Genomic DNA, 25994 nt, shown 5'->3' with positions numbered 1-25994 from the left:
TCCGGTCACTGGCTGAGGGGCGCGTCGGCGGGTGCCGGGATCTGGCCCGACTTCAGCCGCCACAGACGGACCGAGCAACTGGCCACGCTTCGGTCGAGTTCGGGGGCCGCGCTGTCGGCGCTGTCGATCCGAAGGAGGACTTCGTCCTCCCAGGGCTTCCAACGCCGGTTCTGCCCACGTGGCTTCACTCCCGGAGGGCGCTGCCAGGTGAAGACGGTTGCGGCGGACTCCTGTTTGCGGCGCAGCGCAAGGCAGCCGGGGTAGTAGAGGTGCTCGGTCAGCCGCACAGCGGCTTCCATGGTGTACATGACGTTGTAGATGCCGTCACGGGTGTTGCGTCTGATGTAGCGCTGAGCTCCAGTTACTTGTTTCGCGTAGAAGCAGAGGTAGGCCCCCACTGCTGTGCTGGCCGTGGTCAGGGAGATGAACGGAAATCCCTGGCTGGTGATGCCCACCGATCCGTCGGCGTCGATGACTCCGCGAAGGTAGTCACGGGCTGAGAAGTCGACACGGGGCGGCGTGATGCGCAGTGACTTGCGGCCGTAGGGGACCCCCAGCTCGTTGATCAGGGTCCTGGCTTCCAGGGAACAGAGAGTCCAGATCGCCGAGTGGTGGCGGTCGGAGAAGTTGGTAGCCCGGATACGCTCGGAGATGCTGGTGTTGTACGGGGTCAGTCGCCGGAATTCACGGAGAATCGCGATGTCCCGCACATTGATCTCCACGCTCAGACGGCCCTTCAGACCTGGGCCGGCGGATAGGTGCCCGTCCGCCTGGACGAAGCCGAACATGTAGGCGTATCGGGGATCGGTGAGGTCCATGAACCCGGTTGAACGGGCCACGAGGTCGACGACTTGAGGCTCTCGGTCCGGACTGCAATCCGGCCGGGAGCCGCTCTGTGTGAAGTTGTGATCAACCGTAAACTGGGTGCTCGAAAGGCGACTCGGTGACCGGGCGTGTTCCCCCGGACGAGTGACGGCGGGTGTTGCGGGGCTCGACCACGGGACTTCGGAGCCCGCCGGAGTCGATCAGATGGCGATGCGACCCGGCTGCCGAGGCGGAGCCGTCGGGCTCAGCCGTTCTCACGCCGTGCGGTGCACCTTCGAGTTGGAGGCCTGGGCGCGGGGGCGGACCACCAGGAGGTCGATGTTCACGTGGCTGGGACGGGTGATGGCCCAGGTGATCGTGTCGGCCACGTCGTCCGCCGTGAGGGGGGCGTCGACGCCCGCGTAGACCTTGGCCGCCTTCTCGGTGTCGCCGCGGAAGCGGGTGGTGGCGAACTCCTCCGTCTTGACCATGCCGGGGGCGACCTCGATGACGCGGACCGGGGTGCCGACGATCTCCAGGCGGAGGGTCTCGGCCAGGACGTGCTCGCCGTGCTTGGCGGCCACGTAGCCGCCGCCGCCCTCGTAGGTGGAGAGGCCGGCGGTCGAGGAGATGATGACCACCGTGCCGTTCCCGCCTGCGGTGAGGGCCGGGAGCAGGGCCTGGGTGACGTTGAGCGTGCCGATGACGTTGGTCTCGTACATCTGGCGCCAGTCCGCCGGGTCGCCGGTGGCCACGGGGTCGGCCCCGAGCGCGCCGCCGGCGTTGTTGACGAGGACGGCGAGGGTGCGGAACGCGGTGGCGAACTCGTCGACCGCGGCGCGGTCGGTGACGTCCAGGGCGTAGGCCGTGGCCTCGTGGCCCGCCTCGGTGATCTCGGCGGCCAGCGCCTCGATGCGGTCCTTGCGGCGGGCGGTCAGCACCACGCGGAATCCGGCGGCGGCCAACTGCCGGGCGGTCGCGGCACCGATGCCGCTGCTCGCTCCGGTGATGACGGCGATGGGGGATGCGGCGGCCATGGAGGGCTCCTCGGACAGTTGATCGGTACGGGGTCAGGATAGGCAGGGCGCGGTCAGTGGTTGCGGGGGGCGTACATGATCACGGCCATGCCGGCCAGGCAGATCAGCGCACCCGTCACGTCCCAGCGGTCGGGCCGGTAGCCGTCGGCGGCTATGCCCCAGGCGATCGACCCCACGACGAAGACCCCGCCGTACGCGGCGAGCACCCGCCCGAACTCGCCGTCGGGCTGGAGGGTGGCGACGAAGCCGTAGGTGGCCAGGGCGATGATGCCGCCGCCGATCCAGGCCCAGCCGCGGTGCTCCCGGACCCCTTGCCACACGAGCCAGGCGCCACCGATCTCGAAGAGGGCGGCGACGACGAAGAGGGCGAGGGAGCGGATCACAGACATGGGGGCAGGTTGCCATGTCACGTATCCCGGGACGCGCCGAACCGGTGGGTATATATGGATAATTCGTGATGATCTGTATCTTCGGGACATGCTAGTGACGCGTAAGGCTCTGCTGGGGGTGTCCGCTGCGGCGGCGATGGCGTCGGCGGTGGCGCTGGGTACGAGCGGGACGGCCGCGGCCGTCGGTGCGCCCGTGGTGCGGGACATCGCGCCGGAGGCGGACGTGTCGCACCACGGGCACGTCTCCCTGTGGGGTACCGGGCTCGCGATCTGGCTGCGCAGCGAGAACAGCGGGCCGGCGGACCTGGCCGGAGTGACCGTGCGGCTGCGGATCTCCGTACCGCTGGCGGGTCGCCAGGAGCTGCCGCAGGAGTGCCTGCAGGCCGACCGGTCGACCGTGCTGTGCCGGACGGGCACGCTGCACGCGGACGGCTCCGAGCAGCGGCAGCTCGCCCTCGAACTGCAGCTCGCGGGCCGGCCGGCCGAGGTGGTCGTCCGGATCGACACCGTGTGGAACGGCGGGGCGACGGACCGGAACGCGAAGAACAGCGAGCACGAGGTGCTGGCGCCCGCCACGGGCGACGAGTACGTCTTCTGAGCCGTGGGCGGGCGGGCGCCGGGGTGATGTCTGCTCCGTACACTCTCTGTATGCCGCAGAAGCCCCCCGCCCGCCGCCGCAGCGCTCTGCTGGCCGAGCTGGCCGTCACCTCGCGCCGCTACATGGCCTCGTACGCCCTGTTCAACCAGGCCGTGGCCGACCATCTGCGGCTGCACCCCACGGACCTGCAGTGCCTCAACCTGCTCGGTCTGGAGCCGGAACCCGTCACCACGGGCCGGGTCGCCGAGCTGACCGGGCTCACCACCGGGTCGGCGACCCGGCTCGTCGACCGGCTGGAGCGGGCGGGCTATGTGACGCGCGCGCGGGACACGGCGGACCGGCGGCGGGTGCTCGTCGCGACCGTGCCCGAGCGGATGGCGGAGTTCGGCGCGGTCTGGGAGCGGCTGAACGGCGGCTGGGCGGCCCTGTTCGAGACGTACGACGACGACGAGGTCGCCTTCCTCATCGCCCATATGCGGCGGACGGCGGAGCTGAGCTCGGCGCAGGTCGAGCGGCTGCGCGACGGCGGCGAGCGCCCCTGAGGCAGGGTGCGGGCTCAGCCGCCCCACGGGCCCGGGCCGGTCAGGGCGTTGCCGAAGTCGCGGACCGCTTCGGTGACGATCGCCTCCAGGCGGGCGTGGTGGGCGCCGCGCCAGTACACCCGGTCGCATGCGGTGCACTGCGCGAAGACGTCGTACGACCGCTGGGTGCCGTGCTCCAACTGCGCGCTCACGGAGTCCTTGTCGGCTGCCACCAGTGGTCCGTTGCACGCCGTGCACCGCGTCCACGGGGCGAGGACCGGCGCGAACCGCTCCAGCACGTCACGCAACTGCGCCTCGGGGCGGTCGCTGTAGACGTACGCCCCCGCCCAGATCTCGCGCCGGTGCAACAGCCCCCGGTCCCGGGAGAGCAGGACCCGCCGCTCCTGTGCCGAGCGGGTGGCCAGCGCGGGGTCGCCGATGTCCTCGCTCTCGTACGCCGCGTCGACCCCGAGCAGCCGCAGCCGCCGGGCGAGCGTGCCGAGGTGGACGTCGAGCAGGAAGCGCAGGGGTGCGCCCGGTACGTGCTGCGGGCGCTGAACGGCCCGGACCTCGACCAGCTCACCCGCTGCGGGAATGTGGGACACGGCCACGGGGGCCCCGTCGACGAGGAGTTGTCCGGCCTCGGTGAGCGGGACCCCGAGCGACTCCACGACGTGACCGAGGGTGGACGAGCCGTCGGTGGTCACGGCCGTCCGGCCGCGGCGGCGCTCGTGCGCGACGAAGAGGCGTAGCTCGGGCGCGACTTCGAGGTGGATCTCGGGTCCGTTCACCTGGTCAGGATGCCATTGGGGCGGGGGCGGCGGCCACGGGATTCGGGCGGGGCGCACGGGTGTCGGGCGGTGTCAGGCGCGGAAGGCGTCGGCGTGTCCGGCGGCCCAGGCGGCGAACGTCCGGGCCGGGCGGCCGGTCAGTTTCTCCGTCTCGCCGGTGACTTCCGCGAGGGTGCCGTCGGTAGCGGCCCAGTAGTCGAGCAGTCCCTCGGCGATCGCCTCCGGTACGAAGGGGGACACGGCGTCCTTCCAGGCGCCCCTGCTCACGGCGCGGAAGGTGGCGGGGCTGCCGGACGCGGCGGCCAGGAGTCCGACCTGTTCGGCGGCGGTGAGGGATTCGGGGCCGGTCAGGTGGTACGCCGAGCCCTGCAGCCGTGTGTCGGTGAGGACGGCGAGCGCGGCTTCGGCGATGTCGGCCTCGTCGATGGGGCTGGTCCCGCTCTGCGGGTAGGGCAGATCGACGGGGCGGCCGGACCGGAAGGACTCCGACCACTGGTAGGCGTTGCCCGCGAAGGCGCCGGGGCGCAGCAGGGTCGTGGTGAGGGGCGATGCGGTCAGTGCCTGCTCCACCGCGTGGTGGGAGGCGGCGATCGGGTTGGAGCCGGCGTCCGGGTCGAGGACGGAGCTGGAGGAGAGCAGGGCGATGTGCGTGACTCCGGCGGTCGTCGCGGCGGTGAGGAACTCGGTGACGTGGGACGGCTCGGCGTAGAGGAAGACGGAGTCGACGCCTTCCAGAGCGGCGGCGAAGGTGCCGGGGTCGCCGAGGTCGCAGGCCACGGACGGGACGCCGGCGGGCAGGGCAAGGTCTCCGGGAGTGCGGGAGGCGGCGCGCACGGCGTGGCCGTCGCGGTGCAGGAGCGATACGAGCGCGGAACCTACGCGGCCGCGGCTGCCGGTGACAAGGGTGAGCATGGAGCGGGTCTCCTCGGTGAGTGGGTTCGTACGGGCCCTGGGCCGTGGAAGCCCTTGGCTGCGAAACGCATAAGCTGCGTAACGCAGATAAATATCCAGGAGGTCACCACACCCGTCAAATGCTTTCCGCACCCGTCGGTACGGCCGCACCAGCCGCCCCCGCCGGCTAGCGATCCGGGTGGAGGTCCAGCCGCCAGTCGTTGGTCAGCAGCGGATGCCCCGGCGGGTACTCGACCTCGCACTCGCCCATCAGCAGGAAACCCGCCTTGCGGCACACCCCGTTCGACGCGCCGTTGTCCACGGACGGGTAGGCGTGCAGATAGCGGTGCTTCTGCGCGGCACGCGCCTGCTCGGCGACGGCCGCCGTCGCGGCCGACGCGATGCCCCGGCCCTGGAACTCCGCGAGAACGGCCCACCCCGTCTCGTACACCTCCTGGCCCTGCCAGGTGCGCTCCCAGAACCCGATGGTGCCCACGGCCCCGGCCTCACCGGGCAGCGCGATGCGGAACATCCTGCCCCGGCCCTCCCGGTCCGCGCTCAGTGCCACATAGCGGCCATGACGCCCCATGAGCTGCTCCTCCGACTCGGGGCCGCCCAGGTGGTCCATCAGCTCCGGCGCGTTGGCACGGCGGAGCAGCTCCAGGTCGCTGTCCGACCAGGGCTCGATCCGTACGGACGATGCTGCGGTGCGCTCCATGCCAGAACTGTAGGACGGGCCACTGACAGTCAGCGGGCACCCAGCGCGGTCGGCGGGACGCCGACCGTCGCCGTGAAGTCCCTGACCAGGTGCGCCTGGTCGCTGTAGCCGAGATCCGCGGCGAGTCGCGCCCAGACCACCGCCGGATCCGACTCGGCGCGCTCCAGCGCCTCGTGGATGCGGTAGCGGAGGATGACCCACTTGGGGCCGACGCCCACGTACGTGGCGAAGAGCCGTTGCAGCGAACGCACCGACACCCCCTCGGCGCGGGCCAGTTCACCGACGCGGCGGACCGTGCGGTCGGTGCGTACGAGGTCGACCAGGGCCATCGCGCGGTCGGTTTGCGGGTCCGGGCGCGGGCCGAGCGCCAGCAGGTACGCGTCGAGCGCGGCGACCCGCGCGTCCTCCTGCCCGGGGTCCAGCACGGCCGACGGCGGCGCGGGCGGCGCGAACACCTCGGCGGCCGCGACCCGGCGCCCCGTCCACTCGGACACCGGCCGGTCCGGTGCGAACGGCCGGAAGCCGCCCGGCCGGAACTGCACACCGCAGACCCGGCCCCGCCCCTGGAGCTTCTGCGTGAAGAGCTCCAGGCCGATGCCCGAGACCTCCGCGAACCCCGCGTCCTCGTCGCCGCAGCCCGCGTACCGCTCGAAGACCAGGTTGACGCTGGGGTGCGGGACCAGGTGGGAGGCGTACGGCTCGCGCAGGTCCCAGTCGATCAGCCAGTAGTGCTCCAGGTACGGACGCAGCGCGGGGGCGGGTTCGCGGCGCCGGAAGCGTACGTGCGTGAACAGCTCGGGGGCATCCACGATGCCCCGGGTGTCGCGGCGGGGACCTTGAGAGCCGGGCATGGCCGCTGATCCTATGACGGGGGCGCTTCCCGTGTCCCTGATGGCGCGTTTCTTCAAGACCCGGGCCGCCGCCGGATGCATGGTCGAAGCATGAAGAAGATCAGTGAATTGCTCGATGCGGCGGCCGGCAGCGCGCTGCCCGTGGTGCGTGGGATCGACGACGGCCGGCTGGGCGACCCCACACCGTGTGCGGAGTACGACGTCCGTGCCCTGATCAGCCACCTCTCCCAGGTGGTCGTCAACTTCACCGCGCTCGCGGCCCGGCAGGACGCCGACTTCGGCGAGACCCCTGACGCGGTGACCGGAGACTGGCGGAAGCGCTTCGGTGAGGACACGGCCGCGCTGGTCGGGGCGTGGGCGGCGCCGGGAGCCGAGGAGGGGACCGCGGGCTCCATGGGGTTCCCCGCCCGGACGGTCGGGCACATGGTGCTCGGCGACCTGACGGTGCACGCGTGGGATCTGGCGCGGGCCACCGGCCAGGAGTTCGTGCCGGACGCGGAGGTGGTGAAGGAGATCGGTCCCGCGATGGAGGGGATGGCTCCGAAGGCGCGGGAGGCGAAGATGTTCGGCGAGCCGCTCCCCGTACCGGACGGGGCTAGCCCCTTTGCGCGGGTGCTGGCGCTGACCGGTCGTGATCCTGACTGGCAGCCGCCCCGGGCGTGACGCCGGTGGCCGGAACTCGCGTGTCCGTCGCCGCCGGGCCGTCGTAGAGCGTGCCGAGGGTCTCGTACGCGCCGTCCACGATCCGCTCGGCGTCCACGAGCATCGCGCGCTCGGCGAGCCGGGCCGCCTGATGGGTGTACGGGGACGGCGGCGCCGGGTGCCGGCGCCGCCACCAGCTCTCACCTGCTGCGTAGATGCCGGAGGCGAAGACCAGCACGGGAATGGACAGAGCCAGCAGAGTGTCACCCACGGCAGGCCTCCTTCAGTTTCGGTGCCTCCTGCATCGGCAGGTCCGACAGGTCAACTGAAGATCATTCTTCGGCCAATGAATGGCCGGATAAGGCTGGCTGGCGGACGCCCTTCGTGCAGGTGGGCGCTGAGGGTGACACCTGCTGGGCCGTGTGTTCGGTGACGGCCCGCTCAGCGGGGTGCGTGTTCGGCGGGAGTGTGTTCAGCGCCCCCGGCCCCGGCGCGGCGCGACAGGAGCTCTGCGCGCCTTCCCCGACACCGACGTCGTTCACGCGGCGAAGGCCTTCACCGTGCTGTTCGTTCTCACCGTTGCGCTCCTGGGGTTCGGCCCGGTGTTCACGGCGGCATGGTGGACGGGGTGGCTGATGCACATGCGCCGCAGGCGGGTGCTCGGCCGCGAGGACGCGACCTTCAGGAGCCTGCTGGCGAGCACGAGGAACGTCGTCCACGGTGAGCGGCAGCGAGTCGCGGGCGGTCTTCAGGAGACGGTCCTCCAACAGACCACGCTGGTGATCGCCTCGGCGGAGGCGGGCAGCCTGAACGACGTCGCCACCGCCACGAGAGCGACGCTGGCCGCCATGCGGCAGCTGCTCGGGAGCCTGGATGCGGGCAAAGCGCCGGCGGCACCTCGGAACGCCTCTGCCGGGCGCGTCCCACGCGAGTAGGAGGGCCGGTGCGAGAGCCGTTCGCGCAGGCCGGACGGGGAGGGCCGGTCCCGGCCGCCCGTGCGCGCGTGCTTCGGCGCGGTGATCCCGGCTTACGGCCGCGTGGGAGAATGCGACGCGGCCAGCGGGCCCGATACGGGCCGGAGAACGAGCCCGTGGACGGGCCGTGGGCCGGCCGGGAGAGGATGCGTCATCACTATCCGTCTACTGGTCGTCGATGATCAGGCGATCGTGCGTGCGGGCTTCACAGCGATCCTGACGGCCGAGACCGACATGACCGTGGTCGGTGAGGCGGCGGACGGGGACGCGGCAGTGGCGATGGCAGCCGACCTCGCGCCCGATCTGGTGCTGATGGACATCCGTATGCCCGGTATGGACGGCCTGATGGCCACCCGGCTGATCACGCGTCACCACAGCCTCATCAAGGTCCTGGTGCTCACGACGTTCGACCTCGATGCCTACGTTTACGAAGCTCTTCGGGCCGGCTCCTCCGGATTCCTGCTCAAGGACACCGAGCCGGAGGCCCTTCTGGCTGCGGTCAGAGTGGTCGTCTCCGGCGACGGTGTGCTCGCGCCCGCGGTCACGGGACGCCTCATCGAGGCCTTCGCTCATGGAGCCCCGGTGGCACCGGAGACCAGCGGAGCGCTGAACAGCCTGACCCCCCGTGAACGCGAGATTCTGATTCTGGTCGCCACGGGGTTGACCAACATGGAGATCGGTGAGCGTCTCGGGCTGGCCCTGGGCACGGTGAAGGTCCACGTGAGCGCGATACTCGCCAAGTTGGGCCTTCGGGACCGTGTCCAGGCGACCATTTGCGCCTACGAGAGCGGACTCATCCGTCCGCTGGGGAGCTCAGCCCCCTGAGCGGCCTCTGGCTGCACCGCAGCGGGAACAAGGCTCAGGACGGATACACGCGACCCGGACGGCGTCGTCGCGGTCAACGTCAGCCCGGCCCGCTCGAAGAGGCGTCCGAACTCGTCGATGCTGCGCTCACGTCCGGTCGACAGCGCCATCATGTTGAGATCCATCAACGGTTCCAGACCTGGCGTGCCGACCCTGTCGACCAGCAGCTCCATGACCAGCACGCGCCCCCCTGGTCCGAGGGCGCGTCTGCAATTGCGCAGCACACGTACACAGGCGTCGTCGTCCCAGTCGTGCAGGACGAACTTCAGCAGGTGTACGTCCGCCGGCGGAACCTCGTCGAAGAAGTCGCCGCCGACGAAGGTGAACCGGTCAGCGACGCCCAGACTCGCTGCGGAGGCCTCCGCCTCGGCCCGCACATGGGGAAGGTCGAGGACGACACCGGCGAGTCCAGGATGCCCTGCATGAGCGTCTGGACGAGGTTGCCTCCGGCGCCACCCACATCGACCGCGACGCGGGCGTCCGTCACGTCGATCACCTCCGCCAGCGCGTGGGCCAGGCCGCGGGTCATCGCCGTCATGGCGTTCGTGAAGACCTCGGCTTCCCCTGGAGCGGCTGCGAGCCAGTCGAAGATGGGCGCGCCGAGGGCGGCCTCCGCCTGGGGGCCGCCGGTACGGACGGCGTCGGCCGGCCGCCCCCACGGCAGCCAGTGCGACTCGGCCCCGCCCCACAGCGCGAGGTCCCGCAGCGAGCCCGGCGCATCGCTGCGCAGGGTGTCCAGGAGAGGCGTACCGGTGAACCGCTCCCCGTCGGCGGAGGTGGCCAGACCGAGCGAGGCACACGCCCGCAGGAACCGGAAGCCGGCATCGGGGTCGAGCGACTCGGCCTCGGCCACTTCCGCGGGGGTGGCACCGCCGTCACACAGCTGGTCGGCGATGCGCAACTCGGCAGCGGTGCGCACCACTTGGGTCACCCAGTAGCCGGTGATCATCTGGAGCATGCGCCCCGTGTCGCCGACCGGCCGTTCCGCGGAACCGGCTGCGACCAATTCGTGCTCGAACAAAGTCATACGACTGAGCATGATGCCCTGCTGACGCTGCACCCTTACCCATGAAGAGGATTGCCGACCTGGTCGCTGGACGTACGTCCCGCAGGGCCGCGCCGACGGTCGAGGCCGCAGGGGCGACGCTGGGCGACCGCCCTGCGGAGCCGGCGTGCGCAGGTGACGCCGCCCGACGCCGGCCCGCCCCAGGGCGGGCGGCTCGTCGGTCCGCCCGTTCCACGCCGACCGGGAGAAGGTCAGGGCCAGACCAGGCAGTACGCCTGATGCCCCGCATCGTGCAGGCGGTGGCTGAAGTCCTGCCACTCGTGGAGCAGCTGGTAGACGTTGAACGCGTCACGTGGACCGCCCCGGTCCGGAACCGTCGACCAGATGAAGGCCGCGGCGCCCACGGACTCCTCGCCCACGCCGCGCAGCGGGTCCACGACCGTCATGGGGAGCTTGACCACCGCGTAGTCGGGGTGCAGCACGACCAGCTCCAGCGGCGGGACCTTGTGCAGGGGTATGCCCTGTATGCCGGTGAGGACCATCGCGGCGACGGTCTCCGGCTTGATCTTGGTGAACATGCCGCCCATGCCCAGCTCGTCGCCGCCGAGCTCCTCGGGGCGCATGGAAATGGGCACGCGTGCGGCAGTGGCGCCGTCGGGAGCACCGAAGTACTTGTAGGTCACCCCCATCCCGCCACTGCTCCTGCTTCCGGCTCCGACCTGCGCACCGCCGGCCTGTATGCCCTGCTTGCGCTCAGCCTCGCGCCGGTGCCGACCCCGCCGGGCAGGCTCGGGCCCCAGGTCGTCGGTGCCTTCGCCCACTTCGCCACCGCGATGCATATCTCATCCACCCGACTACTAACTAGGAGACACAGCCCCCGCCGCGCAACCCGATCATCGTGTCAGTGACCTCCCCCACGAACGTGCGGTGAAACACCCGTCCGCAAGACCGTCCGTGGCTCTGACACCATGGCATGTGTGAGCTTTCCTTATAGCGCCCCAGTTTCGCAGACGCTTTTCGACCGCGCGTCCCTCGTGACGCCCGGTGGCGTGAACTCTCCCGTACGTGCCTTCCGGGCCGTAGGCGGTACGCCCCGCTTCATGGTCTCCGGTACCGGTCCGTACCTCACCGATGCCGACGGTCGTGAGTATGTCGACCTCGTGTGCTCGTGGGGGCCGATGATTCTCGGCCATTCCCACCCCGAAGTCATCGCCGCCGTCCAGGAGGCCGTCGCCCGCGGCACCTCCTTCGGTACGCCCGGCGAGGGCGAGGTCGCACTCGCCGAGGAGATCGTGGCCCGGGTCGAGCCCGTGGAGCAGGTACGGCTCGTGTCGTCCGGCACCGAGGCGACCATGTCCGCGATCCGCCTCGCCCGGGGCTTCACCGGCCGGGCGAAGATCGTGAAGTTCGCCGGCTGCTACCACGGTCACGTCGACGCGCTGCTCGCCGCCGCCGGGTCCGGTCTTGCGACCTTCGGCCTGCCGGACACGCCGGGAGTCACCGGCGCCCAGGCCGGCGACACGATCGTGCTGCCGTACAACGACCTGGAGGCCGTACGGGCCGCCTTCGCCGCGCAGCCCGGCGAGATCGCCTGCGTGATCACCGAGGCGTCGCCGGGCAACATGGGCGTCGTGCCGCCGCTGGACGGTTTCAACGCGGGGCTCAAGGAGATCTGCGCCGCCAACGGCGCGCTGTACATCTCCGACGAGGTCATGACCGGCTTCCGTACGTCGAAGGCCGGCTGGTTCGGCATCGACGGGGTGCGGCCCGACCTGATGACGTTCGGCAAGGTCATGGGCGGCGGCTTCCCGGCCGCGGCGTTCGGTGGCCGCGCCGACGTGATGGCGCACCTGGCGCCCGTCGGTCCCGTCTACCAGGCGGGCACCCTCTCCGGTAACCCGGTCGCGACCGCCGCCGGTCTCGCGCAGCTGCGTCTGCTGGACGACGCCGCGTACGAGAAGGTCGACGCGGTCTCCGCCGAGATCCGGGGGCTGGTGAGCCAGGCCCTGGACAAGGAGGGGGTCGCGCACACCGTGCAGGCGGCGAGCAACATGTTCTCCGTCTTCTTCACGGACGGCCCGGTGCGCAACTACGACGACGCCAAGCGGCAGGAAGCTTTCCGCTTCACGCCGTTCTTCCACTCGATGCTGGCGCAGGGCGTCTATCTCCCGCCGTCCGCGTTCGAGTCGTGGTTCGTCTCCACCGCCCATGACACCCGGGCCGTCGAGCGGATCGCCGCCGCGCTGCCCGCCGCAGCCCGCGCCGCATCGGAGGCCACCGCATGAGCGAGACCAGCAGCAACGCCGGACGCAAGGACATCACCGTCGTCCACCTGATGCGCCACGGAGAGGTGCACAACCCGGAGGGCGTGCTCTACGGGCGGCGCCCCGGCTACCACCTCTCCGAGCTCGGCCGGCAGATGGCCGACCGGGTCGCCGAGCACCTGGACAAGCGCGACATCACGCATGTCGTCGCCTCCCCGCTGGAGCGGGCCCAGGAGACGGCGACGCCGATCGCCAAGACGCACGGCCTGGACCTCGCCACCGACGAGCGGCTCATCGAGGCCGCCAACGTCTTCGAGGGCAAGACCTTCGGTGTGGGCGACGGGGCGCTGCGCAAGCCGGACAACTGGAAGCACCTGACGAATCCGTTCCGGCCGTCGTGGGGTGAGCCGTACATCGAGCAGGTCGTACGGATGATGGGCGCCCTGGACGCGGCGCGCGACGCGGCGCGGGGTCATGAGGCGGTGTGCGTCAGCCACCAGCTGCCGATCTGGATCGTCCGCAGCTTCGTGGAGCGGCGGCGGCTGTGGCACGACCCGCGCAAGCGGCAGTGCACGCTCGCCTCGCTGACCAGCTTCACGTACCAGGGCGACAAGATCGTGTCGGTCGGGTACTCGGAGCCGGCCCGGGACCTGGTGCCGGCGCATCTGCTGGCGGGGGCGAAGCCGGTGAAGGGGGCGTCGAAGGGGTTCGGCGCGTAGCCGGCCCTGGGGCCGGGGGTCTTGGGGTTCTGGCCCGCCCGGGGTGGCCTGCGGGCGGGCCCGGGCGCGACCCGGTGGTCGTTTTGTCCTCAATCGCCGGACGGGCTCAGCGTGCCCGCTGATCGCCTGTGGGCCGACCGGGCGGAATGTGGCCGTCCGGGGTTTCGGTCTGCCGTTTTCCGGGGGCTTTGGGGTCGTTCTTGCGTTCGGTCAAGTCCGGGGGCTGGTTCCGTAAAGAATTGTGTGCTAATTCGGGGAACCCCCGTGTTGCTTCACCCATCTAAGCCTTTGCCAGTTTGTATGGACTTGGGGCAAAACGACCGCAGATGGGAACGGTATGCGCGACATCAGCCGAAGGGGTTTGCTCGGAGCCGGACTTGGGGCGGCGGCCGCCATCGGGGTGGCGGGCTGCAGTTCCTCCGGTTCCGATACGGGCGGGACCGGGCCGGACAAGGGCGCCAAGGGCGAGAAGGGTACCGACGGTGCGGTCAAGGGCAACGGGCCCGCGAAGAAGGACGTCCGTGCCATCGGGGACGGTTCCACCGCCGACACCGGGAAGCAGCCGCACCAGCCGCCCGCGCCCGTTCCGCTCGAACCCGGGCAGAAGCCGCCGCAGTTCGTGATCTTCTCCTGGGACGGTGCCGGCGAGGTCGGCAACGGACTGTTCCCGCGTTTTCTGGAACTCGCCAGGGAACATGACGCGAAGATGACCTTCTTCCTCTCCGGGCTCTATCTGCTGCCCGAATCGAAGAAATCCCTCTACCGCCCGCCCAACAACCCCATCGGCGCCTCCGACATCGGTTATCTCACCGACGGTCACATCAAGGAGACGCTGAAGGGCGTGCGTCAGGCCTGGCTCGACGGCCATGAGATCGGCACGCACTTCAACGGGCATTTCTGCGGCGGCTCCGGATCCGTGGGCGACTGGTCGGCCTCCCAGTGGCAGAGCGAAATCGATCAGTCGATCTCCTTCGTCACCGAATGGCGGACCAACACCGGCTGGACCGACCTCGATCCGCTGCCTTTCGATTACCGCAAGGAACTCGTCGGCGGCCGCACCCCCTGTCTGCTCGGGCAGGACAACCTGCTGCCCACCGCGAAGAAGCTGGGATGGCGCTACGACGCCAGCTCGCCCGGCGGCACCCAGGTGTGGCCCACCAAGCGCATGGACGTGTGGGACCTGCCGCTCCAGGGCATCCCGTTCCCCGGGCACAGCTTCGAGGTCCTCTCCATGGACTACAACATCCTGGCCAACCAGTCGCAGAATTCGACCAAGGGAATGCCCTCCCGGTATCCGGGCTGGCGGGACCAGGCCACCCAGGCGTACATCGGCGGTTTCCAGCGCACGTACGAGACGAACCGTGCGCCGTTCTACATCGGAAACCACTTCGAGGAGTGGAACGGCGGCATCTATATGGATGCGGTCGAGGACGCGCTCAAGCACATCGCTGGGAAGCCGGATGTGCGCCTCGTCTCCTTCCGGCAGTTCGTCGACTGGCTCGACGTCCAGGACCCGGCAGTGCTTGCGAAGCTGCGTTCGCTGGAGGTCGGGCAGGCACCCGAGGGCGGCTGGAACGCGTTCTTTAAACAAGCCTGACAACGGGCTTTACGGGCACCCAGGGGGGTGCCCAAGATCCCCGAAACCGCCATGCGAAACTTTTCACATGAGCTATGGCCGCGCATCCCGACGCCGCTTCACCCTGCTCGCCGTACCCGCCGTGCTCGCACTGACGCTGAGCGCGTGCGGCACGGACGACAAGACCGGTGGCGGCGGTGACACGCACTTCGTCACGGGCAGCGGCGGAATCTCCACCGTGGCCAAGGGGCAGCGCGTCGACGCCCCGAAGCTCGACGGCGAGAGTCTGGACGGCAAGCCGCTCGACCTCGCCGACTACAAGGGCAAGGTCGTCGTCCTGAACGCGTGGGGCTCGTGGTGCGGCCCCTGCCGCCTGGAAGCCAAGCACTTCGCGAAGGTCGCGAACGAGACCGCCGACCAGGGTGTCCAGTTCCTCGGGATCAACACCAGGGACCCCCAGCGGGGCCCGGCGATCAGCTTCGAGAAGGACTGGAACGTCACCTACCCCAGCTTCTACGACCCGGCCGGGAAGCTCCTGCTGCGCTTCCCCAAGGGCACGCTCAACCTCCAGACGATCCCCTCCACGCTCGTCATCGACCGGGACGGGAAGATCGCCGCGCGCTCGCTGGCCGCGCTCGACGCCACCAAGCTGCACACGATGATCGACCCGTTGATCGCGGAGAAGTGATCAGGTGATCGCCCTCGCCGCCACCCAGAACGAGACCGTCCTGAGCGGGGCCCTCCTGGTCGCCCTGCCCATCGCCCTGCTCGGCGGGCTCGTCTCCTTCTTCTCGCCGTGCGTCCTGCCGCTCGTCCCCGGCTACCTCAGTTACGTCACCGGGGTCAGCGGCACGGATCTCGGCGACGCCCGGCGGGGCAGAACCGTCGCGGGTGCCTCGCTGTTCGTGATCGGCTTCACCGCCGTGTTCGTCTCCGGCGGCGCGCTCTTCGGCTACTTCGGCCAGACCCTCCAGGAGTACAGCGGGACCCTCTCCAAGGTCCTCGGCGTGCTGATGATCCTGATGGGGATCTTCTTCATGGGCCTGATGCCGTGGATGACGCAACGCGAGTTCCGTATCCACAAGAAGCCGGTCACCGGCCTGGTGGGCGCCCCGCTGCTCGGCGCCCTCTTCGGGATCGGCTGGACGCCCTGCCTCGGGCCGACGCTCGCGTCCGTCAACGCGCTGGCGTTCACCGAGGCGACCGCCGGACGCGGCGCCATACTCTCCGTGGCGTACTGCCTCGGCCTGGGTGTGCCCTTCGTGCTCGCCGCCGTCGCCTTCCGTAAGGCACTCGGCGCGTTCAGCTGGGTCAAGCGCCACTATGTCTGGGTCATGCGCATCGGCGGCGGCATGATGATCGTGACCGGGCTGCTCCTGCTGACCGGCGCGTGGGGAAGCATGATGCAGGAATTGCAGGGCTGGTCCAACGGCTTCACGGTGGGGATCTGAGTACCGATGAGCAACACCAAGTCCAACCCTCCCCAGGAGCGCGAGCGCCCCGATGAGCGGGAGGTGCGCGCGGAGCGGGACCGGGAGACCGCCCGGGAGCTCGGCGCCGCCGGATCCCAGCTCTCCACCGCGCCGCGCGAGGAGGCCCTGGCGAGCCTTCCCGCCATGGGCGTCATCGGCTGGGCGCGCTGGTTCTGGCGTCAGCTCACCTCGATGCGGGTCGCGCTGATCCTGCTCTTCCTGCTGTCGCTCGGCGCCATCCCCGGCTCGCTGATCCCGCAGAACAGCGTCGACGAGCTCAAGGTGCAGACCTTCAAGGGGCTGCACACCACCGTCACGCCGATCTACGAAAAGCTCCAGTTCTTCGACGTCTACAGCTCGGTGTGGTTCTCCGCGATCTACATCCTGCTGTTCGTCTCCCTCATCGGCTGCATCGTGCCGCGCACCGGCACGTTCATCGGCCAGCTGCGCAGCCGCCCGCCGGGTGCCCCCAAGCGCCTGACCCGGCTGCCCGCGTACACCACCTGGCGCACCGAGGCGGAGCCCGAGCAGGTCCACGAGGCCGCGCTGGCGATGATGCGCAAGCGCCGCTACCGGGCCCATGTCGCCGGTGACGCCGTCGCCGCGGAGAAGGGCTATCTGCGCGAGGCCGGGAACCTGATGTTCCACATCGCGCTCATCGTGATGCTGGTGGCCTTCGCCTTCGGGCAGCTCTTCAAGTCCGAGGGCGGAAAGCTGGTCGTCGAGGGCGACGGGTTCTCCAACACGATCACGCAGTACGACGACTTCAAGTCCGGCTCGCTCTTCGACAAGGACTCGCTGGTCCCCTTCAGCTTCACCCTCGACGACTTCATCGGCACGTACGAGCGCAGCGGCCCGCAGGTCGGCACGCCCCGCACCTACGAGGCCCGCGTGACGTACTCGAAGGGCGCTTACGGCAAGGCGAAGAAGTCCGTCATCAAGGTCAACGAGCCCCTCGTCGTCGACGGTACGAAGGTCTACCTCAACGCCCACGGCTACGCGCCCGTCGTCTCCGTCAAGGACGGCACGGGCAACGAGGTCTACAAGGCCGCCGTGCCGCTGCTGCCCATCGACAACAACGTCACCTCGTCCGGTGCGATCAAGGTGATGGACGGCTACCGCGACAAGAACGGCAAGAAGACCCAGCTGGGCTTCCAGGCGTTCTTCGTGCCGACCTTCGCGGGCGAAGGCAAGGGCACGATGTTCTCGCAGTTCCCCGCCGCCGACATCCCGCTCCTGGCGCTCAACGGCTTCTACGGTTCCCTCGGCGTCGACTCCGGACTGCCGCAGAACGTCTACCAGCTCGACACGTCCAAGATGAAGGAGTTCAAGAACTCCGAGGGCAAGCAGCTCAAGGAGCGGCTGCACGTCGGCGAGACGATGAAGCTGCCCGACGGCGCCGGTTCCATCACCTTCGAGGGCCTTCAGGAGTGGGCGAGCTTCCAGATCTCGGAGCAGCCCGCCAGCGGCTGGGCGCTCACCGGGGCCATCGGCGCGATCGCCGGACTGGCCGGCTCCCTGTTCATCCAGCGGCGCCGGGTCTGGGTCCGGGCCGTGCGCGGCGCCGACGGCGTCACCGTCGTCGAAATGGCGGGGCTCGGCCGCAGCGAGTCCGCGAAGCTTCCCGAGGAGCTGGCCGATCTCGCGGTCACGCTCAACGCCGTCGCGCCCACGGCGCCCGGCCCCGACACCGACCCCGACACCGATCCGGATTCCGGCACCTCCGCCGTCGCCGCGTCCTCCGCAAAGCCTTCCGAAGGGGCTGAGAAGTGAATCTCGCCGCCGCAACCAACGAGAACCTGGCACACACCAGCAATGTGCTGATCTACTCGTCGATGGCCGTCTACACCCTGGCCTTCTTCGCGCACATCGCGGAGTGGGTGTTCGGGTCCCGCAGCAAGGTCGGCCGCACCGCCGCCGGGCTGACCACCGAGCAGGCAGCCGCCGGCACGGTGAAGGTCCAGGTCGCGCAGAAGGGCGGGTCCACCGCCGTCCTGGAGCGGCCGAAGATCGTCACCCGTTCCGCGGCCGGATCGCGCGATGTGCCGGACGGCCCCGGCGCCGCGGGCGGCACCTTCAAGGGCGACCTCTACGGACGGATCGCGGTCTCGCTGACCGTGGTCGCGTTCCTTGTGCAGGCGGGCGGGGTCGTCGCCCGCGCCCTGTCCGTGCAGCGCGCCCCCTGGGGCAACATGTACGAGTTCTCCATCACCTTCTCCACGGTGGCGGTCGGCGCGTACCTGGCCCTGCTAGCCCTGAAGAAGAACGTCCGCTGGATGGGCCTGATCCTGATCACGGCCGTCCTGCTGGACCTCGGCCTCGCGACCACGGTGCTCTACACCTCCAGCGACCAGCTGGTGCCCGCACTGCACTCGTACTGGCTGTGGATCCACGTCTCCACCGCCATCATCTGCGGCGCCGTGTTCTTCATCGGCGCCATCGGCACCCTCATCTACCTCTTCCGCGACAGCTACGAGAGCAAGATCGCCAACGGTGGGGAGCCGGGTACGTTCGCCCATTCCTTGCTCTCCCGGATGCCGTCCGCCTCCAGCCTCGACAAGTTCTCGTACCGGATCAACGCGGCCGTCTTCCCGCTGTGGACGTTCACGATCATCGCGGGCGCGATCTGGGCCGGCGACGCCTGGGGCCGTTACTGGGGCTGGGACCCCAAGGAGGTCTGGTCCTTCATCACCTGGGTCGCGTACGCCTGCTACCTGCACGCCCGCGCCACCGCCGGCTGGAAGGGCCGCAAGGCCGCCTACCTGGCGCTGATCGCCTTCGGCTGCTGGATCTTCAACTACTACGGCGTCAACATCTTCGTCACCGGCAAGCACTCCTACGCCGGCGTCTGAGTCCCACCGCAGACACCACGGCTGCCCGTCCCCGCTCCGGAGCGGGGGCGGGCAGCCGTTCTCCGCGTTCCGGGTCAGGGCGCCGACGACGGTGGCAGGCACTGTTCCTTCGGCGGCGCCCCCTCCGGCCAGGCCAGCGCCGAGAACCGCTGGTGCGGCGGGTCCGGAGCCAGCTCCACCACCGGTACGGCCTTGTTGTACGGGTTGCCGTGGTTGTCCAGGCAGATCCAGCCGCTGGCCCCCCGCACCCGCAGGGAACCCTTCACCCGGGGCCACTGGCCGCCCACGTCCTCCAGGCCGGGCAGCTGCTTTCCGCCGGTGGTCGCCCGCCGGATCCCCGCCACCGCCAGCGTCATCGCGTCATGGGCGATGATCACCTGTCCGTCGGTCAGGTCGTCGTGCGCGGTCGGCCCGATCGGGCCGGCCGGCTTCTTCCCCACTTCGGCCAGCAGATCGGTGAACGCCCGGTAGTCCTCCGCCGATCCGCCGGTCGGCTTCTTCTTCCCCGCGGCAACCGCGGGCCAGGCGTCCGGATGCGCCAGCGAGGCGTAGCGGACCGTCACCTTGCGCCGCAGCGCGTTCCGGTCGAGCTTCTTGTCGTCCCCCAGGTACGAGCCCTCGTCGCCGGTGAGCACCGTGAAGTGCCGGCTCTGACAGCCGCGGGCGCCCAGCGCGTTGACGAACTGTCGCAGTTGGACGTGACGCCCGGCGAAGAACACCGTGTCCGCGTCCGTGTCGCAGATGAGGTGGGTGATCTGCTCGAACGTGTTGGCCGTGGTGCCCTCGTCGTACGGGTCCTTGCGTGAGGTGAACAGCTCCGGCTCGTACTTCGAGCCCTTCAGCAGCGTGCTGAAAGCCGACTTCAGGGTGTCGGTGTAGTGGTCGCCGCCGCGGGTGTCCTGCACGAGCAGCGCCTTGTCCGCCTTCACCTCACCGAACGAGGCGAGGGCGCGGGCCTCGTCCCGGTTGGTGGGTGACACCCGGGCGAGGCCGGGGAACGGGTCGCCGGAGGGGCCGTTGGCGATGTCGTCGGCCGTGATCGTGGAGCCCACGACCGGGATCCCGGCCCCGGTCAGCTCCTTCACGGCCTCCTTGGCCTGCGTGCTGCTGATCGCGACCCCCGACACCGCGCGCAGCCGGTGCGGGGCCCCCGTCATCGTCAGCAGCCGGTCCACCACCGGGCGCCACTGCAGGCTGTTGCTCCCGGTGTTGGCGAGGACCATCCGGATCTGCGGGACCTGCCCGTTCGCGTGGTGGTTGGACCGGTACTGGGCGGCGAACGCCCCCTGGAGCTCGTGCAGCACCTTCGTCCGCATCGACGCGTCGGTCGAGGTCAGCGGGAGGAGCAGCGCGACGGTCGCGTACCGGCCCGCCTTCAGCGAGCTGTTCTCCCGGCCGATCGCCGCGGCGACCGACGTCAGCTGCGACTGCCCGAAGTCGTAGCCGTCGCCGGACACGCCGACGCACTCGTCGCTGCCCTGCGGACGGGCGACGCCGGCAGCGCAGGAACGGTCCTCGGGAGCGGTCAGGCGGTCCACCCCGTACCAGCCGGTCGTCACCAGCAGGGCGCCCACCACGACCGAGGTGACGACCTTCTGCCGGGTGGTCCACCACAGCCGGTACCGCAGCGGGTTACGCATCCGGACCACCGTCCCCCGGGCCGTGCGGGGCGACCCGGGCCGGCGCGGGCGCGCCCGGCGGCATGGACAGCGCCCGCCAGTCCCGCAGGTCGCGCGGCCAGTGCGCCGCCGCGTCCCAGAGCACCGCGTGCCCCGTCGGATGCCTGCCGGACAACTGCCGCAGCTCGTGCGCCATCTTGTCGATCACCTCTTCGTCGGGCAGGGCCAGCGGATCGGACAGCAGCCAGACGGCGTGGAGCAATCGCCGCAGCTGCAACTGGAGTTCGGCGGCCCGCTCGTCGAGCCCGGCCAGTGCCGCCCGTTCCTCGTCCGAGGCGGCCTCCCGCCCCAGCGCGACGGCCCGCCGCGGATCGGGGCCGGTGCTGCCCGGCGCCCGGGGGCACGGGGCCGAGGCGATGAACCGCAGCGCGTCGAGCCAGCTCAGCACGTCGGGCCGGGCGAACCGCACCCGCAGATGCGTCACGCAGTCCTCCGCCGCGCCCAGCACCAGCTCCTGGTGCAGCCGGTGCTGTTCGCTCGGGAACCTGCCCCCGGCGGCGTACGCGGAGCGCAGCGTCTCGTGCACCGCGCGCCACACCGCGTAGTACGGCGGGTCGTCGTCCTGGAAGCGCAGCCGGTGCAGCAGCAGCGACCGCAGCAGCGGATCGGCGACGAAGTGCTCCGGCCCCACGGGCCAGTCCTCCGCCCGCAGCGCGTCCCGCACCCGCAGCGCCACATCGCCGTCCAGCGACTCCCCGCGCAGCCGGGTGGTGGCCAGCAGCCGGGCCGACTCCTCGCCGTGCGCGGCGGCCAGCACGCTCAGCACGTCCGGGCGCTGCCCGGGCAGCAGGCGCTCCAGCAGCTCGTCGGCCACCCGGACCGGCGGCCGGTCCTCCCGCAGCTCCACCGTGCGCTCCAGCAGCGACCCCGGCACCAGGGTGCCCGGGTCCGGCGCCTCGCCCGCCGCCTGCGCGAGCAGGGCCACCCCGAGCGGCCGGCCTCCGGTCAGTCGGTGCACCCCGCGCGCAAGCCCGGCGGGGGTGCGGCCGTGCGGGTCGTGCCGGTCGAGCGCCGAGCGCACGTGGCCGGCGTCCAGGGGGGTGAGGCCGACCGCCAGGATGCCGGAGGTCACCTCGGTGCCCCGCACCCAGTGCGAGGCGTGCGCCACCTCGGGCAGCCGCCGGCGCACCGCGTGGCTCAGCCCCGCGTGGTCGTGGATGCGGGAGGACGCGAACACCACGATCCGGTCCCGCGTCCCGCCCGCGCGCTGCCGCAGCAGCGGTTCGACGAGCTGCCGGCCCAGGGCGGTGTGGGCGTTGTCGAGGAGCAGGACCGGGCGGCCGCGCCGGGCGCCGCGCGCCATCCCGCGATAGGCCTGCACCAGGTCCGCGACCAGGGCCAGCACCAGATGGTCCTCGGCGCGGCGGCGCAGATCACCGCCGCGCTCGAAGTCGACAGCGAGCTGTCGCAGGCCGATGCGGCCGTTGCCGCCCGCGTGCGGATACGTTCCGTACCAGTCCGCAGAACGCCGCTGGAACCGGCTGAACGTCTCCTCCAGCACCGTCTCCACGGTCGCCTCGGCGACCAGGCCGGCCATCGGGGCCATCGAGTCGAACGCCCCGGCCGCGAGCTTCGTCAGCACCTTGGTGACCCAGCCCGTCGCGGTGTCGCCCCGGGCGTCGAGGGTCGCCAGTACCGGCCCGAGCGACTGCAGATCGCGCTGGGCCCGCGACTCGTCCTCCCGCCGCCAGGACACCGAGGCCACGGCCACCAGCCCCAGGCTCAGGCGGGGGAACTGCACCGGCCGGGCCGCGTGCACCCGCGCCGTGAGCTGGGTGGCGAGCTCCGGCAGTACCCCCGTCACCGGTGTCCAGCCGGGCCCCGGGTCCGCGGGCGGCAGCACGGCCGCGCAGTCCACCAAGGCGACCGGGGTGATCTCGCGGTACAGGCTGCGCAGTTGCTTGAGCACGGCCGTCTTGCCCATGCCGCGGCCACCGGTCAGCACCGCGACAGGCGGGTCGTCGCCGTGCTCGCAATCGACCCGCCGCGCACCGTGTGGAGTGAGGCCGGTCAGGCGCGCTGCAAGTCCGTCGTCCCCGAATATTGCCTCGCGCCCGTACAGCTCTCGCTCCACAGCACCCCCAGTGCCGACGCCCGCCCCGAACTGTCACACCGTCAACACCAGGATATCGGCCGGTTGTTGGAGGAGGGTGAAGATTTTCGAACGATCGGCACGGGGCGGGGGTGCGCAGCTCAGTCGTCGCCGATGTCCTCGTTCCACAGGGCGGGGTGCTCCCGTACGAAGCCGCGCATGAGTTCCACGCAGGCCGCGTCGTCGAGCAGCACGATCTCCACCCCGTGCCGGGCCAGCCAGTCGTGCCCGCCGTGGAAGGTCTCGGCCTCGCCGATCACCACCCGGGAGATCCCGAACTGCCGCACCAGGCCGGAGCAGTACCAGCACGGGGACAGCGTCGTCACCATCGTCGTGCCCCGGTACGAGCGCTGCCGGCCTGCGGCCCGGAAGGCGGCCGTCTCGGCGTGCGTCGACGGATCGCCGTCCTGCACCCGGCGGTTGCGGCCACGTCCGAGCAGCGTGCCGTCCGCCCCGTACAGCGCGGCCCCGATCGGGACGCCGCCCTCGGCGAGGCCGGTGCGCGCCTCGTCGAGAGCGGTCGCCAGCCACGCCGCGTCCCGCCCGGCCGGGCTGCTCATGAGGGCATCGGGGTGTCCAGGACCGCCTTGCGGTGACTGAACGTCTCCAGCGAGTACCGGCCGTGGTAGTTCCCCATCCCGCTCTCGCCGACCCCGCCGAACGGCAGGTCCGACACCGTGAGATGGGCCAGCGGCAGCCCGATCCCGACCGCGCCCGACGACGTCTCGGCGATCAGCCGCTCACGTACGGCGTCCGAATCGGTGAACGCGTACAGCGCCAGCGGCTTGTCGCGGTCGTTGATGAACGCGATCGCCTCGTCCAGGCCGCCGACCGTGACGATGGGCAGCACCGGGCCGAAGATCTCCTCCCGCATCACGGGTGCGTCCGGCGCCACGTCGGCCAGCACGGTCGGGGCGATGTACTTGCTGTCCCGGTCGTACGTCCCGCCGGTCACCGTGCGACCGGAGTCCAGCAGGGCCGTCAGGCGGTCGAAGTGGCGGTGGTTGACGATCCGCCCGTACTCCGGGTGCGTCGAGGCGTCAGCCCCGTACAGCCCCTCGACGGCGGTAGCGAGTGCGTCCGCGAGGGCGGCGCCGGTCTCCGGGTCGGTCAGCACGTAGTCGGGGGCGACGCAGGTCTGGCCCGCGTTCAGGAACTTGCCTGCCGCCAGCCGGCCCGCGACCGCCTTCAGGTCCGTGTCCCGGTCCACGAAGACCGGTGACTTGCCGCCCAGTTCGAGCGTCACGGGCGTGAGGTGCTTCGCCGCGGCGGCCATCACGATCCGGCCCACCGTGCCGTTGCCGGTGTAGAAGATGTGGTCGAAGCGCTCGGCGAGCAGAGCGGTGGTCTCGGGGACCGCGCCCTCCACGACGGCGACCGCGTCCGTGTCCAGATAGCGCGGCAGCAGCCGCGCGACGGCGGCGGACGTCGCGGGCGCCATCTCGCTGGGCTTGACCACGACCGCGTTGCCCCCGGCCAGCGCGCCGACGAGCGGGGCGAGCAGGAGCTGCGCCGGGTAGTTCCAGGGCGCGATGACCAGGACGACGCCGAGCGGGTCCTGCACGGTGTGCGCCTTCGCCCCGCCCAGTGAGGCCGGCACGGGGGCCGGCTCGGGCCGCAGCCAGTCGGCCAGGTGTTCCAGGGTGTGGTCGATCTCGCGGATCGTGAAGTCGATCTCGGTGCGGTACGCCTCCTTGCGGCTCTTGCCGAGGTCGGCGGCGAGCGCGGCGGCGAGCTCGTCACCGCGCTCGGTGAGCAGCGCGCGAAGCTGCCGGAGCTGTCCCGTGCGCCAGTCGAGGCTCTTGGTGCGGCCGGTACGGAAGGTGGCGCGGAGGTGGTCGACGGTCTCGGGAACGGAGGGCATGGGGGTACTCCCTGCGGTGAGCGGAATGCGGCTGAACGGCCGGCGGGGCCGGCACAGAACTTGATATGCTCAAGCAATACAGTTCATGTAACTGCCAGAAGTTGAGCATGTCAAATAAATGTCGGCGCATGCCGATCGAAGAATGGCCGACCATGACCACCGAACCGACGCCCCGCGCCGCCACTGCTCCGGACGATCGACCCGTGCCGACCCCGGAGGACCTCCTGGAGCCCCTGGCCCTCGTGGTCCGCGGCCACCACGACGACCTCACCGCCGTCGCCGCCCGTCATGGCCTGTCGACCTCGCAGGCCCGCGCGCTGATCGCGCTCAACGAGCCCATGCCGATGAGCGCGCTCGCCGCCCACCTGGTGTGCGACGCGTCCAACGCCACCGGTCTCGTCGGCCGCATGGAGACCGCCGGCCTGGTCCGCCGCACCCCGTCCCCCGACGACCGCCGCTCCAAGGTCGCGAGCCGCACCCCCGAGGGCACGGAGCTCGCCCACACCATCCGCGCCGAGATGCGCGCCGTGCACGGCGCACTCGAAGCGCTCACCCCGGAGGAGCGCACAGCACTGCTGCCCCTGCTCAACAAGCTGGGGCAGCAGTTGTACGCGTGATCCGGTGCCGGCCGGGAGGGTTAGGGAGGCCAGGGAGGCCAGGGAGGTCAGGAGGCGGGCGGGGCCTCCGGCCCGCCCTCCCGCCGCTTGAGCTCGTCCTCGCGGCGGCGCAGGTCCGCCTCCCAGTCCTTGAGGACCGCCTCGTCCTTCTCGTTCTCGTCCTTCAGCGACTTCAGGAAGTCGGGATTGTCGTCGGGCGCCACCCACTGCTGACGGTGGCCGCGGTGCCATTCGGACGGCGTACGGCCTCCGGCGGGCGCGTGGCGCACCTTGCCCGCGGCCAGCCACACGATCGGGCCGACGATCCAGAACAGCAGAATGATGAAGACCCAGGCGACCTTCGGCAGGTGCTTGGCCTCGTCCTCCGGGGTGTTCAGGCAGTCGATGAACGCGTAGATCGTCAGCGCCAGAGGCAGGAGATAGATCAGAGCCCGGAGCATGGTGGAAAGGTCCCCCCGAGGAGAGTTGGCGGGGCAAATGCCCCGCCCCGGTGACGCGCCCAGAGTAGCGGGTGTCACTTACCTCCTCCGGAGGCCGGTTCGAGGGCGGGCCCGGCCGGCGATGACCGCGCGGCGTCAGTGCGGGGGTTCCGCCGATTCCTCTTCTTCTCGGTGAAAGCCACATAGTTCCTGTGTGGTGACAATCAACATATGACCCGAAGTTCTGGATATCGGTGCCCATGTGATTGATTGGGCGGCGCGGTTCGCGCTCTGTGATCCGCTCCGCCTCGCCGTTCCCGCACCGGGTGCCCGAGCCCGACGGAACCACAAGAA

The 25994-nt window shown here is 70.6% G+C and carries 29 protein-coding genes; 13 read left to right on the top strand and 16 right to left on the bottom strand.

Going from position 1 to position 25994, the window contains the following annotated elements; translation table 11 throughout:
- Positions 1 to 5: 5 nt before the first annotated feature.
- From ACIBJG_RS13175 to ACIBJG_RS13165, 3 genes are all read right to left on the bottom strand, one after another.
- On the bottom strand, positions 6 to 818 hold the full coding sequence (locus tag ACIBJG_RS13175) for a hypothetical protein (protein WP_399307565.1): 813 nt from the start codon (positions 816 to 818) through the stop codon (positions 6 to 8).
- A gap of 261 nt (positions 819 to 1079) precedes the next feature.
- Positions 1080 to 1841, bottom strand: a complete 762-nt coding sequence (locus ACIBJG_RS13170; RefSeq protein ID WP_399307564.1) for an SDR family NAD(P)-dependent oxidoreductase — start codon at positions 1839 to 1841, stop codon at positions 1080 to 1082.
- Between the two features lie 53 nt (positions 1842 to 1894).
- Positions 1895 to 2230: a YnfA family protein gene (locus tag ACIBJG_RS13165; protein ID WP_399307563.1), complete on the bottom strand. Its 336-nt coding sequence runs from the start codon at positions 2228 to 2230 to the stop codon at positions 1895 to 1897.
- An 88-nt stretch (positions 2231 to 2318) separates the two neighbouring features.
- Between ACIBJG_RS13165 and ACIBJG_RS13160 the strand changes: the two genes are divergently transcribed.
- Together ACIBJG_RS13160 and ACIBJG_RS13155 are read left to right on the top strand one after the other, a co-directional pair.
- Entirely contained in the window at positions 2319 to 2828 is a 510-nt protein-coding gene (locus tag ACIBJG_RS13160; RefSeq protein WP_399307562.1) for a hypothetical protein, read from the top strand.
- A 50-nt stretch (positions 2829 to 2878) separates the two neighbouring features.
- Positions 2879 to 3370 (top strand): MarR family winged helix-turn-helix transcriptional regulator, encoded by a 492-nt coding sequence (locus ACIBJG_RS13155; RefSeq protein ID WP_399307561.1) that lies wholly within the window; start codon positions 2879 to 2881, stop codon positions 3368 to 3370.
- A gap of 14 nt (positions 3371 to 3384) precedes the next feature.
- Here the strand turns inward: ACIBJG_RS13155 and ACIBJG_RS13150 are convergent, their stop codons facing one another.
- The 4 genes from ACIBJG_RS13150 to ACIBJG_RS13135 all read right to left on the bottom strand — a co-directional run bounded on the left by ACIBJG_RS13150 (position 3385) and on the right by ACIBJG_RS13135 (position 6600).
- Positions 3385 to 4140, bottom strand: coding sequence for a Mut7-C RNAse domain-containing protein (locus tag ACIBJG_RS13150; RefSeq protein ID WP_399307560.1), 756 nt, complete (start codon positions 4138 to 4140; stop codon positions 3385 to 3387).
- A 72-nt stretch (positions 4141 to 4212) separates the two neighbouring features.
- Positions 4213 to 5052 (bottom strand): NAD(P)H-binding protein, encoded by an 840-nt coding sequence (locus tag ACIBJG_RS13145; protein ID WP_399307559.1) that lies wholly within the window; start codon positions 5050 to 5052, stop codon positions 4213 to 4215.
- A gap of 166 nt (positions 5053 to 5218) precedes the next feature.
- Entirely contained in the window at positions 5219 to 5749 is a 531-nt protein-coding gene (locus ACIBJG_RS13140; RefSeq protein WP_399307558.1) for a GNAT family N-acetyltransferase, read from the bottom strand.
- Between the two features lie 29 nt (positions 5750 to 5778).
- Positions 5779 to 6600 (bottom strand): DUF6597 domain-containing transcriptional factor, encoded by an 822-nt coding sequence (locus tag ACIBJG_RS13135; protein ID WP_399307557.1) that lies wholly within the window; start codon positions 6598 to 6600, stop codon positions 5779 to 5781.
- Between the two features lie 90 nt (positions 6601 to 6690).
- Between ACIBJG_RS13135 and ACIBJG_RS13130 the strand changes: the two genes are divergently transcribed.
- Positions 6691 to 7263 carry a TIGR03086 family metal-binding protein gene (locus tag ACIBJG_RS13130; protein ID WP_399307556.1) on the top strand — a complete coding sequence of 191 codons (573 nt, stop codon included), beginning with the start codon at positions 6691 to 6693 and terminating at the stop codon, positions 7261 to 7263.
- On the opposite strand, the gene ACIBJG_RS13125 is transcribed toward ACIBJG_RS13130, so the two are convergent.
- Positions 7196 to 7513 carry a hypothetical protein gene (locus ACIBJG_RS13125; protein WP_399307555.1) on the bottom strand — a complete coding sequence of 106 codons (318 nt, stop codon included), beginning with the start codon at positions 7511 to 7513 and terminating at the stop codon, positions 7196 to 7198. The genes ACIBJG_RS13130 and ACIBJG_RS13125 overlap by 68 nt on opposite strands.
- Positions 7514 to 7802: 289 nt before the next feature.
- Here ACIBJG_RS13125 and ACIBJG_RS13120 point away from each other — a divergent pair, with 289 nt between their 5' ends.
- Both ACIBJG_RS13120 and ACIBJG_RS13115 read left to right on the top strand, forming a co-directional pair.
- A complete protein-coding gene (locus tag ACIBJG_RS13120) occupies positions 7803 to 8177 on the top strand; it encodes a hypothetical protein (protein ID WP_399307554.1) in 375 nt (124 codons plus the stop codon).
- Between the two features lie 192 nt (positions 8178 to 8369).
- A complete protein-coding gene (locus ACIBJG_RS13115; protein WP_399307652.1) occupies positions 8370 to 9041 on the top strand; it encodes a response regulator in 672 nt (223 codons plus the stop codon).
- Here the strand turns inward: ACIBJG_RS13115 and ACIBJG_RS13110 are convergent.
- From ACIBJG_RS13110 to ACIBJG_RS13100, 3 genes are all read right to left on the bottom strand, one after another.
- A complete protein-coding gene (locus tag ACIBJG_RS13110) occupies positions 8996 to 9457 on the bottom strand; it encodes a methyltransferase (protein ID WP_399307553.1) in 462 nt (153 codons plus the stop codon). The two genes, ACIBJG_RS13115 and ACIBJG_RS13110, sit on opposite strands and share 46 nt — an antisense overlap.
- On the bottom strand, positions 9346 to 10107 hold the full coding sequence (locus ACIBJG_RS13105; protein WP_399307552.1) for a methyltransferase dimerization domain-containing protein: 762 nt from the start codon (positions 10105 to 10107) through the stop codon (positions 9346 to 9348). Before ACIBJG_RS13105 ends, ACIBJG_RS13110 begins: the two co-directional genes overlap by 112 nt.
- 230 nt (positions 10108 to 10337) lie before the next feature.
- Positions 10338 to 10775, bottom strand: a complete 438-nt coding sequence (locus ACIBJG_RS13100) for a hypothetical protein (RefSeq protein ID WP_003968390.1) — start codon at positions 10773 to 10775, stop codon at positions 10338 to 10340.
- Positions 10776 to 11054: 279 nt separating this feature from the next.
- On the opposite strand from ACIBJG_RS13100, the gene hemL reads away from it, so the two are divergent.
- The 7 genes from hemL to ccsB all read left to right on the top strand — a co-directional run bounded on the left by hemL (position 11055) and on the right by ccsB (position 18969).
- Complete coding sequence (gene hemL, locus ACIBJG_RS13095) at positions 11055 to 12371, top strand: glutamate-1-semialdehyde 2,1-aminomutase (protein ID WP_399307551.1); 1317 nt, start codon at positions 11055 to 11057, stop codon at positions 12369 to 12371.
- The gene (locus tag ACIBJG_RS13090) at positions 12368 to 13069 is read left to right on the top strand and encodes a histidine phosphatase family protein (protein WP_219567288.1); all 702 of its coding nucleotides are present in this window, start codon (positions 12368 to 12370) and stop codon (positions 13067 to 13069) included. The genes hemL and ACIBJG_RS13090 overlap by 4 nt, the downstream gene beginning before the upstream one ends.
- Before the next feature lie 337 nt (positions 13070 to 13406).
- Positions 13407 to 14666, top strand: coding sequence for a hypothetical protein (locus ACIBJG_RS13085; RefSeq protein WP_399307550.1), 1260 nt, complete (start codon positions 13407 to 13409; stop codon positions 14664 to 14666).
- A 67-nt stretch (positions 14667 to 14733) separates the two neighbouring features.
- Complete coding sequence (locus tag ACIBJG_RS13080; protein WP_399307549.1) at positions 14734 to 15333, top strand: TlpA family protein disulfide reductase; 600 nt, start codon at positions 14734 to 14736, stop codon at positions 15331 to 15333.
- 4 nt (positions 15334 to 15337) lie between these two features.
- A complete protein-coding gene (locus ACIBJG_RS13075) occupies positions 15338 to 16096 on the top strand; it encodes a cytochrome c biogenesis CcdA family protein (protein WP_399307548.1) in 759 nt (252 codons plus the stop codon).
- Between the two features lie 6 nt (positions 16097 to 16102).
- Complete coding sequence (locus ACIBJG_RS13070) at positions 16103 to 17890, top strand: cytochrome c biogenesis protein ResB (RefSeq protein WP_399307547.1); 1788 nt, start codon at positions 16103 to 16105, stop codon at positions 17888 to 17890.
- Positions 17887 to 18969: a c-type cytochrome biogenesis protein CcsB gene (gene ccsB, locus ACIBJG_RS13065; protein ID WP_399307546.1), complete on the top strand. Its 1083-nt coding sequence runs from the start codon at positions 17887 to 17889 to the stop codon at positions 18967 to 18969. Before ACIBJG_RS13070 ends, ccsB begins: the two co-directional genes overlap by 4 nt.
- 74 nt (positions 18970 to 19043) lie before the next feature.
- On the opposite strand, the gene ACIBJG_RS13060 is transcribed toward ccsB, so the two are convergent.
- The 4 genes from ACIBJG_RS13060 to ACIBJG_RS13045 all read right to left on the bottom strand — a co-directional run bounded on the left by ACIBJG_RS13060 (position 19044) and on the right by ACIBJG_RS13045 (position 24604).
- Entirely contained in the window at positions 19044 to 20609 is a 1566-nt protein-coding gene (locus ACIBJG_RS13060; RefSeq protein WP_399307545.1) for an ABC transporter substrate-binding protein, read from the bottom strand.
- Positions 20602 to 22722 (bottom strand): hypothetical protein, encoded by a 2121-nt coding sequence (locus ACIBJG_RS13055; protein WP_399307544.1) that lies wholly within the window; start codon positions 22720 to 22722, stop codon positions 20602 to 20604. The genes ACIBJG_RS13060 and ACIBJG_RS13055 overlap by 8 nt, the downstream gene beginning before the upstream one ends.
- A 119-nt stretch (positions 22723 to 22841) precedes the next feature.
- Positions 22842 to 23300, bottom strand: a complete 459-nt coding sequence (locus ACIBJG_RS13050; RefSeq protein WP_399307543.1) for a nucleoside deaminase — start codon at positions 23298 to 23300, stop codon at positions 22842 to 22844.
- The gene (locus tag ACIBJG_RS13045; protein ID WP_399307542.1) at positions 23297 to 24604 is read right to left on the bottom strand and encodes an aldehyde dehydrogenase family protein; all 1308 of its coding nucleotides are present in this window, start codon (positions 24602 to 24604) and stop codon (positions 23297 to 23299) included. The genes ACIBJG_RS13050 and ACIBJG_RS13045 overlap by 4 nt, the downstream gene beginning before the upstream one ends.
- Before the next feature lie 152 nt (positions 24605 to 24756).
- Here ACIBJG_RS13045 and ACIBJG_RS13040 point away from each other — a divergent pair, with 152 nt between their 5' ends.
- Positions 24757 to 25221 (top strand): MarR family winged helix-turn-helix transcriptional regulator, encoded by a 465-nt coding sequence (locus ACIBJG_RS13040; RefSeq protein ID WP_399307541.1) that lies wholly within the window; start codon positions 24757 to 24759, stop codon positions 25219 to 25221.
- A gap of 47 nt (positions 25222 to 25268) precedes the next feature.
- Here the strand turns inward: ACIBJG_RS13040 and ACIBJG_RS13035 are convergent, their stop codons facing one another.
- A complete protein-coding gene (locus tag ACIBJG_RS13035; RefSeq protein ID WP_399307540.1) occupies positions 25269 to 25661 on the bottom strand; it encodes a PLD nuclease N-terminal domain-containing protein in 393 nt (130 codons plus the stop codon).
- Positions 25662 to 25994: the final 333 nt, after the last annotated feature.

The sequence above is a fragment of the Streptomyces sp. NPDC050422 genome (genome assembly GCF_044458665.1).
GTDB lineage: Bacteria > Actinomycetota > Actinomycetes > Streptomycetales > Streptomycetaceae > Streptomyces.
The sequence above is the reverse complement of the archived record's forward strand: the minus strand, read 5'-3'. Positions and strand labels throughout refer to the sequence as shown.